The following is a 12249-nucleotide window of genomic DNA, read 5'->3' as shown; positions in this document are numbered from 1 at the left end:
GCAAGGAACCAGCCAAACCCCGTTCTCACGCGGTCAGTCGGCGTCGGGTATCTCCGTCGGCATGCCGTACGCGTCCGCGACGAGCTCGTAGGAACGCAGCCGGGCCGCCCCGCTGTGCGCGTTGGCGGTCAGCATCAACTCGTCCGCGCCGGTGCGCTTCGCGAGGGCGTCGAGACCCTCGGCGACCGCGTCGGAGGTGCCGTGGACGATGTTCGCGAGCCAGCCGTCCACGAACTCCCGCTCCAGCGGGGTGTACGGGTACGCCGCCGCCTCCTCGGGCGTGGGCACCAGTCCCGGGCGCCCGGTGCGCAGCCGCAGCATCGACAGCGCGCCGGTGCGCACCTGGGCGCGCGCCTCCTCGTCGGTGTCGGCGGCGAGCGCCGAGACCCCGATGACGGCGTAGGGGGCGTCGAGGACCGCCGAGGGCCGGAAGCTGTGGCGGTAGAGGTCCAGCGCGGGCAGGGTGCCGGCCGCGGAGAAGTGGTGGGCGTAGGCGAAGGGCAGGCCGAGCTCGCCGGCGAGCTGCGCGCTGAAGCCGGAGGAGCCGAGCAGCCACAGCGGCGGCCGCCCGGCCGGGCCCTGCACCGGCCCCGGTACGGCGTGCACGCGGGCGTAGGGGTGCCCGTCGGGGAAGTCGTCGTCGAGGAAGCGGGTGAGCTCCGCGAGCCGCCGCGGGAACTCGTCCGCGCCCTCTTCGAGGCGTCCCGGCCCGCGGAGCGCGGCGGCCGTGCGGCCGTCGGTGCCGGGGGCGCGGCCGAGCCCGAGGTCGATCCGCCCCGGGGCGAGCGCCTCCAGGGTGCCGAACTGCTCGGCGACGGCGAGCGGGGCGTGGTTGGGCAGCATCACGCCGCCGGAGCCGAGCCTGATGCGAGAGGTGTGCGCAGCGAGGTGGGCCAGGATCACGGCCGGTGAGGAGCTGGCTACGCCGGGCATGGAGTGGTGCTCGGCGACCCAGTGGCGGTGGTAGCCGCGGGACTCGGCGAGGCGGGCGATGGCCACGCTGGTGCGCAGCGAGTCGTGCGCGGTGCTGCCGGCGCCGACGGTGACGAGGTCCAGGACGGAGAGCGGTACGGGCGCCCGCCCGAGGGCGGTGCCCCGGATGCCGCTACGGCTCTCCTGCGTGCCGTCGGCCCGGCCGTCCGCCGGCTCCTGCGCCGGCCGGCTCGATACCCCGCTCGGCACGCCGTTCCGTACGCCGTTCACGTCCCCGGTGTCACTCATCGTCGCTCCCGTCCCGTCTCCACGTCCGCACGACGCCCGTGCGACACCGTACGAAGAACTCGAACCGTGAGCGGCCGCCGGGCATTCCCGCCACCGCGGGACGGTACGCATGCCCCTGGCATATGCCATTGGAGTAGATCCAGGCAGACAGACGTGATCGAGCCAATCAATCTCCCCAACGGGCGCTCCACATGGGCCTCTTGATGGCTATCGTGGTAGGGCAAGCGGTAACAACCTGCTAGGGGGAAACCGTGGCGCTGAAGCCCGAGCCGACCGCGCCGTTCCACTCGGTGCAGTACGCACTACGCGTACTCGAAACAATCGCACGTCACACCGGTGGCGTGACCGACGTGCAGATCGCGCGTGAGACCGGCCTGCCCGCAGTCCATCTCGCCCCGATGCTGCTCATGCTGCGCCGGGAGGGATATGTCCTGCAGGTGGCGGACGGCGCGTACGCCATAGGGGATTCCCTGGTCCTGCTCGGGTCGGGCACCGACCGCCAGCAGGCCCTGACCGACAAGCTCCAGGAGACCCTCGACAGGCTGCGCGACTCGGTCGGCGCGGCCGTCTACATCAGCCGGTACGTGGACGGCGAGGTCAAGATCACGCAGTTCGCGGACAGCCCGCGCACCCCGAAGGTCCACGAGTGGGTCGGCTTCCGGTCGGCCGCGCATGCCAGCGCGGTCGGCAAGTGCCTGCTGACGCAGCTCGACCTGAACGGGAGGCGCGACCATCTGTCCCGGCACAAGATCGCCCGGCTCACGTCGAAGACGATCGTGAACGAGCGGATCCTCTTCTCCAAGCTGGACTCGCAGCCGGCCACCGTTCCCATGCTCGACCTGCAGGAATACGCCGTGGGCACGGTCTGCGCGGCCGTCCCGATCACGGCGGGCGCCTCGGTCGGCTGCCTGGCGCTGTCGATGCCGGTCGAGCACGCACACCGGCTGCGGGCCGCGGCCGACACCCTGAACCGGAAGGCCGCACCGCTGCTGCTGTCGCTCACGCTCTAGCGGGGCGGGACGGGACGGTTCTGGGTCCTGACGCGGGCCCTGGACGCGGGCCCGGAAAACACTTCGGGCGGTTCCCGGTGAACCGGAAACCGCCCGAAGGACAGGTGCGCCGCCAGGGACTCGAACCCCGGACCCGCTGATTAAGAGTCAGCTGCTCTAACCAACTGAGCTAGCGGCGCCTGCTGACAGAGAAAATACTACCTGGTCCGCAGGGGTGCTCCAAACCATTACCGGCGGTGGCGCGGGTGGGCCGCTGGGCGGGGCTGGATCTGGCGCGGAGGCTCGGAGCAGCGCCCCCGCAACGGCGGCGCGGCCTCAGCGGTGCAGGAGGTCGAGGCGGCCCTGGGCCTCGTACCGCGCCAGGAGGGCCGACAGCGCCGACGGGGTCAGCGGGGTGTAGCCCCCGGCAGGGGATCGGTGCCAGACGGGGTCGGCGCAGCGGAAGCCGGTGCGGCGCAGGGCCAGGCGGTGGACCTTGTTCGTCGCGGTGACCGGCAGCTCCGGGACGATGCGGACGTAGCGCGGGGCCCCCTTCGTGCCCAGGTCCCGCTGGCGGGAGAGGAAGGCGTCGAAGGCCTCCGGGGAGAACACCGCGCCGTCGCGGAGCGAGAGGGCCGCCATCACCTGGTCGCCGGCCACCTCGTCGGGAACCCCGTAGACGGCGACCGCCGTCACGTCCGGCCAGCGGGCGAGGATGTTCTCGATCACCGCCGCGGCGAGGTTCTCGCTGTCGACGCGGAGCCGGTCGTCGGTACGGCCGGCGAAATAGAGGAAGCCGGCGGGGTCGCGGAAGAAGAGGTCGCCGGTCCAGTACCAGCCGTCCCGGGTGCGGTCGGCTTCCGCGTCCGGGTTGCGCCAGTAGCCCTCGAACAGGCTGCGGCCCCGGTTGACGAGTTCGCCGATCGCGGCGGAGCCGTTGAGCAGGCGACCGTCCCCGTCCAGGACGGCCGGAGGGCATTCCCGGCCCGTCTCCGGGTCGATCACCGCCAGGTCGTCGCCCGCGCCGGCCCGACCCAGGGCGCCCGGCGGGGTGTCCGGGGTGCGCTGGACAGAGGCGCCGCCCTCGGTGGCGCCGTAGCCCTCCACCAGGCGGACGCCGAAGCGCTCGGCGAAGCGGGCGGCGTCCACGGGTCCGGCCTCGGTGCCGAATCCGAGCCGCAGGCTGTGGGAGCGGTCGTCGGGGCGGGGCTCGGTGGCCAGGAGGTACTGGATCGCCCGGCCGACGTAGGTGAAGTAGGTGGCGCCGTAGGCCTGCACGTCGTCCAGGAACGCCGAGGCGGAGAAACGCCGGCGCAGCGCGACCGCGGCGCCGCCGACGAGGGCGGGGAGCCAGTCGGCGATGACGGCGTTGCCGTGGAAGAGCGGCATGCAGACGTAGTGGGCGTCGTCCGGGCCGACGGAGAACTGCCGTGCCAGTGAGGCGCCGGCTGCCGCGAGCCGGCCCTGGCTGCAGACGGCGGCCTTGGGGGCGCCGGTGGAGCCGGAGGTGAAGTAGAGGAGGAGGCGGGAGTCGGGGGCGGGCGCGCGCAGGGCGGCTTCGCCGGGTTCGGCGGCGGCGTAGGGCGCGAGGAGGGCCTCGTACTCCTCGGTGCCGGTGACCAGGATGCGGATGCCGGGCAGGTCGAGGCCGCGCAGCAGCGGCAGGTGGGCGGCCTCGGTGATCAGGAGACGGCAGTCGGTGTGCAGGATGTCGCGGGCCAGTTCGGGACCGCGCCGGGTGGGGTTGATCCCGGCCACGGCGGCCCCGGCGAGGGCCGCCGCGCCGAGCCAGAACGGGAACTCGGGGGTGTTGTCGAGCAGGACCCCGAGGTGCGGTTCGGCCCCGGCGGGCATGAGGTCGACGAGGAGCGCGGCACGTGCGGCGGCTTCCTGGGCGTTCCGGTGGTGGGTGAGGACGTGCCGTTCGCCGTCCTCGTACATCAGCCCGGGCCGGTGGTCGCCCCATTGGCGCGCTATGAGCTCCGCGACGGTTTCGGGTGCTGTCGTCGTCCGCATGCCGCCGGAGACTAGCTGACACATCGTCAGAATTGAACGTCCGAGCAGGCGTAGAAGGCCATCGGGGTGTCGTTGACGGTCCAGACCGCCAGGATCAGGTGCCGACCGGTCCTGCCGCCCGGCATGGCGCCCTGGTGGACGGTGGTCATGGAGGGGCGGGCGCCGTTGTAGGCGACGGTGAGGAAGGGCTGGGGTTCGAGGTCGGCGCGGGTGAGGGCCTTGGTGCCGGTCCAGCCGTTCTTGGTGACGTAGTACTTGAAGTCGGTGGTGGAGTGGTTGGCGGTGAACTGCCACTGGAAGGCGTAGCTCTGGCCGCTGGTCACCTTGGTGGCGGGCCAGGCGCCGGCGCGCGGGTTGTCGAGCTCGGCGAACTGCGAGAGTCCGCCGGAACAGATCTTGCCGTCGGCGGGGCCGGCGGCCGGGAAGCCCTTGAAGCCTTCGACGCTCTGCGGCTCCCACTGGATCGCGCCGCAGTCGGAGACGGTCTTGTTGGCGCAGAGCTTCTGGCGACTGATGGGGGTGTCGGTGTAGCCGTGGCTGCTGGCGGTGGGGGCGCCGAGGAGGGTGACGCCGGCGACGAGGCCGAGGCCGAGCGCGGCGATGCCGGCCCTTCTGGGGATTCCAGGCATTCCGGGCATGCGGATGGGACGCATGATGCTCCTTGAACGTGGGGGGAGTTCGTCGAGCGCGCGCGCGTGGGGATTCAGGTCTAGACCAAGTTCCAGATTATTGACGAGAGTTGGCCATGTCCATACCAATGAGGAAACGGGTGGTCCGGTCACTTCCGGCCACCCGTTCCCGTTGCGCGATGCGGATCGCGTTACTCGCTGCGCCCCGTGTAGAAGGCGACCGTGAGGTCCTTCACCAAGGCCTTGCGCTCGTAGTCGTCGAGCTCGACGAGTCCGCGCGAGGTCAGCCGGTGGACGGTGTCGTCGACGGCGTCCACCACCGACGTCAGCACGGTGTCCCGGTGCTTGGCGTCGATCGCGGCGACCCGGCGGCGCCGCATGGCCTCGGCGACCTCGGGCGCGTACTCGATCCGGGTCGGCTGGGCCGAGTACACCTCCACACCGACCGCCTCGGTCTCGGCCGCCAGCATCCGGGTCAGCGCGTCGCCGACGGCCTCGGCGTCGCGCAGGGTCGGGGCGTCCTCGTGGAAGGCGTCCGCCGGGAGCTGGGACAGCACGCGGGCCATGGCCGACTCGACCTGCTCGGCGAGGTACTCGGTGTGGTCCGCGACGGCGAGCGTGGCCCGGGCGGTGTCCTTGACCTGCCAGACGACCTGGACGACGACCTGGAGGGCGAGGCCGCCGGAGTCGACGGCGGGCATCGGTTCGCTGCGCCAGTGGCGCAGGCGTACGTCGACCCGGCGGCGCAGCAGGAGTGGACTGACCCAGGTCAGGCCGGTACGGCGGACCGTGCCGCGGTAGCGGCCGAAGAGGGTGAGCACCCAGGCGTGGCCGGTACGGGCGCGGCCGAGGCCGCCGAGCGCGACGAGGGCGACGATGCCGAGGAAGGCGAGCGGGGGCCAGTGGGTGGCGCGCAGGCCGTGGTAGGCGCGGGGTGCCGCGCCGAAGGCGGCGACGAGGGGGGCGGGGACGACCCCGGCCCGCCAGAGCACGGCCGTGCAGCCGGCGAGGGCGAGGCCGCCGACGGCGACGCCGACCCAGCCGGGCAGCACCGGGCCGCGGTGCTCCCGGAGGCGGTCGTCGCCACGGGGGACCCGGCGGCCGGGGGCGGGGTGCGGCGGGGCGGTGGGCCTGCGCTTGGGCGCGGGCTCCGGGCGGAGGGTGGACGCGTCGCCGCGGAAGGGGAGGTGCACCGGTACGTCGGTGACGGCGGTACCGCGGTGTGGGGCGACGAGGCGAGGGGCGACGACGTGCGGCAGATCCAGCGTGTCGTCCTCCCCGATGCCGCGGGCCACCGCCTGGGCGACGATCTCGGCCACGCCGGGCCCGGGTACGCCCGAATGCGCCGCGTCGGCGGGGTTCCGCGGCCGCGGGGTGGCGGGCTCCTCGTGCTGCGGGTGCGGGATGTCGAGGCTCGCCCCGGCCCCGGCCCAGGTCGACGCGTGGACCGGCTCGGGCTCGACCTGCCCGCGCGCGGCGGGCACGGCCGGATCGCCGGCCCGAGCCCCGGCGATGCGCGGCCCGGCCTCAGCCGGAACACCCTCCGCCTCCGCGGACGGGACCGCCTGCGGCTGCGCCGCCGGGGACGAAGCGTGCGCGGCGGCCGCCGACGGACCGGACACGCCTTCGCCTTCCGGCTCCGCCGCCCGCGGCGGTGCCTGCCCGCCGAACGGTGCGGTCCGCGACTCGGCCGCCCGAAGCGGGGCGTCCGCGGCGCGCGCCGCGGACCCGGGCACCGGGCCGGAGGCCCCGCCGTCCTGCGACCTCGCCGGTGCGACCGCCGAACGGAAGCCCGCCTGGGCTGCCGCCGGGCCGGACACAGCTTCGCCCTCCGGCTCCGCCGAAGCGGAGTCCGAAGCAGGCACGGCCTGCGGCTCCGCCGCCCGCGGCGGTGCCTGCCCGCCGAACGGTGCGGTCCGCGACTCGGCCGCCCGAAGCGGGGCGTCCGCGGCGCGCGCCGCGGACCCGGGCACCGGGCCGGAGGCCCCGCCGTCCTGCGACCTCGCCGGTGCGACCGCCGAACGGAAGCCCGTCCCGGGCTGCGGCTGCGCCGACCGGGGTGAGGGCTGCGCGTCGAGCGCCGCGGGCGCGGGCTCCGTCCGGTCTCGTTCCATCGGCTCGGAGTGCGGCGCGGGAAACCCCGCCGGCCGGGGCGAAGCGTGCGCGCCGAACGGCCCGGGGCGCAGCGCCGGCGCGGGGTGCGGTACGGACAGCCCGGGCGGGTCGGAGGCCGGGACGGCCGCCCGCTCCGCCTCTCCGGGCGACGGCTCCCCCGTCGACGCCGGGACGGCGTGCGGGGCGAGCGCGGCCGGCGGCTCCGCAGCCCGGGGCGGTGCCACTCCGGCCGGCGCCGGGACGGAAGCCGGGGCGGCCTCCCCCGTCGGCGCGCTGCCGTGCGTGGCGGGCACGGCCGCGGCCGGGGCGGCGTACGGGGCAGGTGTCGCCCCGGCGGATGAGGCCCGGCCGGCCGACGCCGACGCCGGTACCGACGCCGCGTGGGACGCGGAGGGCCGAGCGGGCACGGCCGGTCCTGAGACGGCGTGCAGGGCCGCAACGGCCGACGCCTGCGCCGCACCGGGCGACGCCGGAGCCGCCGTCGGGGCGGCACCCACGTCCGTCGCGCGGGGCGCGGAGGGCCGGGTGGGCGCGGTCGGCGGTTCCGCACCGCGCGGCGACGGTTCCGGCGACGGGGACGGGGAGGGGACGGTGGGTGTCGCCTCCGCCGCCCCGGGCCGGGGCCTGGTCGGCGCGGGGTGGGCGGCGATCGCCCAGCCGAAGGTGGTGGCGGCTGTTGCGGCGGCGGCGGGGGACACATGGAGGGTGCCCGTCGTCGAGGTGGTGCGCGTGGGGAACATCGTTACCTCCGTCATGCGAAAAGCCGGCGCCAGGTTTCCGGGCCCGGGTAGCCGTTGGCCGCGGCCCCGCGCCAGCCCTGCGCGCGCTGGAAGGCCTCGACGTTGCGGCGGTCCGCCTCGCTCCAGCGGGCGTCCGGGCCGGACGTGTAGTACTTGCCGAAGCCCTTCTTCACCAGCTGCCGGCCGAGGGCCTCTACGGCCGGGTGGGCGTGGCCCGGGCGGAACACCGCCGCCCCGGGGTAGGCCCGTACGCCGCCCGGTCCGGGCGCCGCGCCCACCGTCGGCGGGATGTTCCTGCCCTGCTTGTCGACGAGCAGGCGCCAGGTGTGCGCGCCCGGGATGCCGTCGGCGTCGGCGCCCGTCCAGCCCTGCGCGCGCTGGAAGGCCTGGGTGGCGAGCCTGTCGTGATCGCTCCACGTCCGGTCGGCCACCCCCTTGGGGTAGAACCGGTACGCGCCGCGCTCGATCAGCATCCGCCCCAGCTGCGCCACGTGGTCGTTGGTGGCGCCCCGCGCGAACTTGTCCGCGCCGGGGAAGGTCTTGGCGGCGTCGCCCGGCCTGGGTCCCGCCGCCGGCGCTTCGGGGACGGGCGCGGGGGCGGGGACGGCGCCCGGGACCTGCGGGACGATGCCGCCCGTCACCCCGTTGAACCGGTACGGGACGTACTTCGCCGCGTTGGCCCAGTACCCGTAGGGCGTGGCCAGCTTCCGCGTCGTGGGGCGCGTCTGCTCGTAGGCGACGTAGTGCGTGCGCGTCTGGTCGACCCAGCCGCCGAAGAGGACCACGTGCGAGCCGTTGTTGGGGTCCGCCGGGTTGTGGAAGAGCAGCATGTCCCCCGGCAGCAGCTCATCCTTCGTGATCTTGGTGGCGAACTTGTCGAGGCTGCCGGTCCACTCGTTCGAGCCGAGGTTCCAGGCCATGGAGACGTAGCCGGAGCAGTCCTGCCGGTACCCGTCCGTCCAGTACGCGGACATGCTGTACGGGACCTGCGCGTCCAGCCACAGCTTCGCCCGGTTGATGATCGTCGTGCGGTCGATCCGGTTCACGGCCCCGGGCCGGCCCGGGGCACCGGGGTTCCCCGGCCTGCCCTTCGGGCCGTGCAGGGGGGTGCGGCCGCCCTGCGGGCTGCCGGGGTCGTCGAGGGCCACCGGCCCGGTGGCAGGCGCGCTCAGGGCGACCGCCGTACCCCCGCCCCCGCCGAGGACCACACCGGCGGCGGTGGCCAGGACCAGCGCCCGCCGCGCCCCGCGCGCGGCGGGGTGCCCCCCGTCCCGGAGCGGTATGGCCCGGGTCCGGGCGAGGGCACGGCGGCGCTGGGCGCATCCCCGGCACACGCAGTCGCCCGCGGGCTCGTACTCCTCGAAAGCGGGCATCGGCATCTGCACATGCGTCGGGGGCTGCATCGTCATGCGGTTCCGTCCACTCCCCTGCTGTTCCAGTGGTCGACCGGGGCCGCACCTGATAAAGCATCAGATGCGGTCGGCGCAGACATATCGTGCACGATAAACCCCTCAAACATGGGTTAATCGGACAAGGTGGGCGTGGCTGGTCACGACCACCCGGAGAGGTGGGGTAGAGTTTTCCCTGTCAGCAAGCGCCGCTAGCTCAGTTGGTTAGAGCAGCTGACTCTTAATCAGCGGGTCCGGGGTTCGAGTCCCTGGCGGCGCACAGACGGAGGAAGCCCCTCACAGCGAAAGCTGTGAGGGGCTTCCTCGTTCCCACGGATTGCCGATGTCACGCCGACGTGCCCGGCCGGACTCCTACACCCGTCAGGTAGGCGGAGACCACCACGTTCGCCGTGTACTCCTTGGCCGCCTTGTCGTAGGTGCCTCCGCAGGTCACCAGCCGCAGCTCCGCGCGGCCCGCGACCCGCGGGCCGTACGCCTTGTGCGCGTCGAAGGCCGCGCGCTCGTAGACCCGTACGTCCTCGATCGTGAACTCGGCGACGGAGCCGTCCGCCCGCGCCACGCGCACCTTGTCACCCGCCTGCGCCGAGCTCAGGCCGTAGAAGACCGCCGGCTTGGACCGCGTGTCCACGTGTCCCACCATCAGCGCCGTGCCCGCCGCCCCCGGCTGCACGCCCCGACCCCACCAGCCCACCGTGCCCGGGCTGTCGTACGGCGGCGGATCGATCGCGCCGTCCTTGTCCAGGCCCCGGGACACCACCGGGGCCTGGATGCCTATGGACGGCACGTCGACACGCTGCGGCAGGGAACCGGCGACGGGGGCGTGCGCGGCCGGCAGCCCCGCGCCCACCGCCCCACCGGCCTGCCCGGAGAGCGGGGCCGGCGCCACGGTGAGCTCACGGCCCCACAGCCACAGGCCCAGCACCAGCACCGACCAGGCCGCGAAGGTCAGCAGCCGGCCCCCGGCGGAGGCCTTGGCCTCGTCCGTCCGCCACTCGCTCACGCGACGCCCGTCCCCTCATCCGCCGCTGCGACGCCGGCGCAGGGTCAGCGCCCGGCCGGCGACGGCCAGCGTGGCCACCGCGGCGAGCACGGCACCGATCACCGTGTGCGGCATTCCGGGGCCCTCGCCCCCGTGCTCCTTCTTCGCCGCGGTCGTGACCAGGCCCGGGGCCTGCGCCGGGCGGTCGGCCATGCCGCCGCCGCCCGCGTGGACCGGCCAGATCGGCGAGGCGTGGTGGGAGGGGTGCCGGTACTCGGAGATGTGGACCGAACCGGTGAACTTCTCGTCGCCGTCGCAGTACACCCGGACGGCGTGCCATCCGGGCGAGGCGTGCGAGCTGATCATCGCGTCGCCGTAGAGCGGGCTGCGGCGCCCGCCGTCCCGCCCGTAGAGGTCGGCGTCGGCCACGAAGACGGAGGACTTGGCCGCTCCGCGGTTGTTGTCACATCCCTGAACACGCAGCTTGACCTGCGCTCCGGGGTGGGCCGGGCTGGGGTCGACGGCGATGCTGCCGCGGTCTTTGCGGTCTCCGCGGTCCTCCTCGCCCGCCAGGGCGGTGGGCGCGGTCACCGCGGAGACCGCCGCCAGGACGGCGGCCACGGCGGCGGTGCGGACAGCGATCGGAACACTGCGCATGGTGAACCTCCTCGACAAGGAGATTCACGCCCGGCGCGGCGCTCCGCATCCGGAGCGGCGCCGTACGTGTCAGCCGTACGCCCCAAACGCGCTACGCCCGGACGGCCGAACCACCCGGGGCGCGCGCACCCGTCAGACCAGGTCGACCAGATCCGCGATCGAGGCGACCGTCTTGGTCGGGCGGTACGGGAACTTCTCGGTGTCCCGCTCGGTGGTCAGACCGGTCAGGACGAGGAAGGTCTGCATGCCCGCCTCCAGACCGGCCAGCACGTCGGTGTCCATCCGGTCGCCGATCATCGCGCTGGTCTCGGAGTGCGCGCCGATGGCGTTGAGCCCGGTCCGCATCATCAGCGGGTTCGGCTTGCCCGCGAAGTACGGCTGCTTGCCGGTCGCCTTGGTGATCAGCGCGGCGACGGCGCCGGTGGCCGGGAGCGGGCCCTCGGTGGAGGGGCCGGTCTCGTCGGGGTTGGTGCAGATGAAGCGGGCGCCGGCGTTGATCAGGCGGACCGCCTTGGTCATGGCCTCGAAGCTGTACGTCCGGGTCTCGCCGAGCACCACGTAGTCGGGCTCGTGGTCGGTCAGGACGTAGCCGATGTCGTGCAGGGCGGTGGTCAGACCGGCCTCGCCGATGACGTACGCCGTGCCGCCCGGGCGCTGGTCGTCGAGGAACTTCGCCGTGGCCAGGGCCGAGGTCCAGATGTTCTCGACGGGGACGTCCAGGCCCATGCGGGACAGGCGGGCCTGGAGGTCGCGGGGGGTGTAGATGGAGTTGTTGGTCAGCACCAGGAAGGGCTTGCCGGACTCGCGCAGCCGCTTGATGAAGGCATCGGCGCCGGGGATCGGCGTCCCCTCGTGGATGAGGACCCCGTCCATGTCGGTGAGCCACGATTCGATCGGCTTGCGCTCTGCCACTGGACTGCTCTCCGCTCTCGCTGACCTGCGACCTCGACTGCTGGTCTGTACCACCTGTTTCCCCACCCTATCCGGGCCGGGCTGCGGCCGTCCCTGCCGTCCACAGCCCGGACTCCGGGGGCCGGGGACGGACCAGCGCGAGCGACTCGGCCCCGGCGAGGGCGTCGGCGGTGCAGGTCTTCACCACCGTCGCGGCGGCGCCGTTGCGGGAGACCAGGACAGGCCTTTGTCGGGCGCGGGGTCGGGCGGGGAGGGTAACTGCTCCCGGCCGATCAGCTTCCGGCCCGGTCGGTGGCCCTGGCGGCGTACGCCCTCGGTGTGGCCGGCGGAGGGAGAGCGGCTGTTCCCTGGGGCCCGGCGAGGACGGTCCCGCGGCCGGAGCGCCGCAGGCGGCCTTCCAGGAGCAGTTCGCGCAGGGCATGCCGGACGGCCTCGCGGGACACCTCGTACCGGTCGGCCGGATCCCGCTCGGTGGGCAGCGTCCCGCCCTCAAGGCCCGGATCGCCGAGTCCGTCGAGGACCTCGGCGATCCGGGCCTTGAGGGCGGGACGCTTGGGGATGCCTCCGTGCTCGGGCATGCCG

Annotated in this window: 9 protein-coding genes, 2 tRNA genes and 1 pseudogene; 2 read left to right on the top strand and 10 right to left on the bottom strand. The window is 74.1% G+C overall.

Features of this window, described 5'->3' with window-relative positions; genetic code table 11:
• Window positions 1–33: 33 nt before the first annotated feature.
• On the bottom strand, window positions 34–1221 hold the full coding sequence (locus ACZ3X1_RS35470) for an LLM class flavin-dependent oxidoreductase (protein WP_467283442.1): 1188 nt from the start codon (window positions 1219–1221) through the stop codon (window positions 34–36).
• 251 nt (window positions 1222–1472) lie between these two features.
• Here ACZ3X1_RS35470 and ACZ3X1_RS35465 point away from each other — a divergent pair, with 251 nt between their 5' ends.
• Window positions 1473–2231, top strand: a complete 759-nt coding sequence (locus ACZ3X1_RS35465; protein ID WP_467283439.1) for an IclR family transcriptional regulator — start codon at window positions 1473–1475, stop codon at window positions 2229–2231.
• 105 nt (window positions 2232–2336) lie between these two features.
• Here ACZ3X1_RS35465 and ACZ3X1_RS35460 read toward each other — a convergent pair.
• From ACZ3X1_RS35460 to ACZ3X1_RS35440, 5 genes are all read right to left on the bottom strand, one after another.
• Window positions 2337–2410: transfer RNA gene (locus tag ACZ3X1_RS35460), tRNA-Lys, on the bottom strand.
• Between the two features lie 136 nt (window positions 2411–2546).
• Entirely contained in the window at window positions 2547–4226 is a 1680-nt protein-coding gene (locus ACZ3X1_RS35455) for an AMP-binding protein (protein ID WP_467283438.1), read from the bottom strand.
• A 26-nt stretch (window positions 4227–4252) separates the two neighbouring features.
• On the bottom strand, window positions 4253–4879 hold the full coding sequence (locus ACZ3X1_RS35450; RefSeq protein ID WP_467283437.1) for a lytic polysaccharide monooxygenase auxiliary activity family 9 protein: 627 nt from the start codon (window positions 4877–4879) through the stop codon (window positions 4253–4255).
• Window positions 4880–5046: 167 nt separating this feature from the next.
• Window positions 5047–7725, bottom strand: coding sequence for an SPFH domain-containing protein (locus ACZ3X1_RS35445; RefSeq protein ID WP_467283436.1), 2679 nt, complete (start codon window positions 7723–7725; stop codon window positions 5047–5049).
• Window positions 7722–9089 carry a peptidoglycan-binding protein gene (locus tag ACZ3X1_RS35440; protein WP_467283467.1) on the bottom strand — a complete coding sequence of 456 codons (1368 nt, stop codon included), beginning with the start codon at window positions 9087–9089 and terminating at the stop codon, window positions 7722–7724. Before ACZ3X1_RS35440 ends, ACZ3X1_RS35445 begins: the two co-directional genes overlap by 4 nt.
• A gap of 215 nt (window positions 9090–9304) precedes the next feature.
• Between ACZ3X1_RS35440 and ACZ3X1_RS35435 the strand changes: the two genes are divergently transcribed.
• Window positions 9305–9378, top strand: a tRNA-Lys gene (locus ACZ3X1_RS35435).
• Window positions 9379–9444: 66 nt separating this feature from the next.
• Here ACZ3X1_RS35435 and ACZ3X1_RS35430 read toward each other — a convergent pair.
• From ACZ3X1_RS35430 to ACZ3X1_RS35415, 4 genes and pseudogenes are all read right to left on the bottom strand, one after another.
• Window positions 9445–10119, bottom strand: coding sequence for a class F sortase (locus ACZ3X1_RS35430; protein ID WP_356813892.1), 675 nt, complete (start codon window positions 10117–10119; stop codon window positions 9445–9447).
• A 15-nt stretch (window positions 10120–10134) separates the two neighbouring features.
• Complete coding sequence (locus ACZ3X1_RS35425) at window positions 10135–10755, bottom strand: hypothetical protein (RefSeq protein WP_356813893.1); 621 nt, start codon at window positions 10753–10755, stop codon at window positions 10135–10137.
• A 132-nt stretch (window positions 10756–10887) separates the two neighbouring features.
• On the bottom strand, window positions 10888–11667 hold the full coding sequence (locus ACZ3X1_RS35420; RefSeq protein WP_356813894.1) for an HAD-IIA family hydrolase: 780 nt from the start codon (window positions 11665–11667) through the stop codon (window positions 10888–10890).
• 219 nt (window positions 11668–11886) lie between these two features.
• Window positions 11887–12245: pseudogene (locus ACZ3X1_RS35415) on the bottom strand (GntR family transcriptional regulator); the annotation flags it as partial.
• Window positions 12246–12249 lie beyond the last annotated feature (4 nt).

This window comes from Streptomyces sp. NPDC023541 (assembly GCF_055559995.1).
The sequence above is the reverse complement of the archived record's forward strand: the minus strand, read 5'-3'. Positions and strand labels throughout refer to the sequence as shown.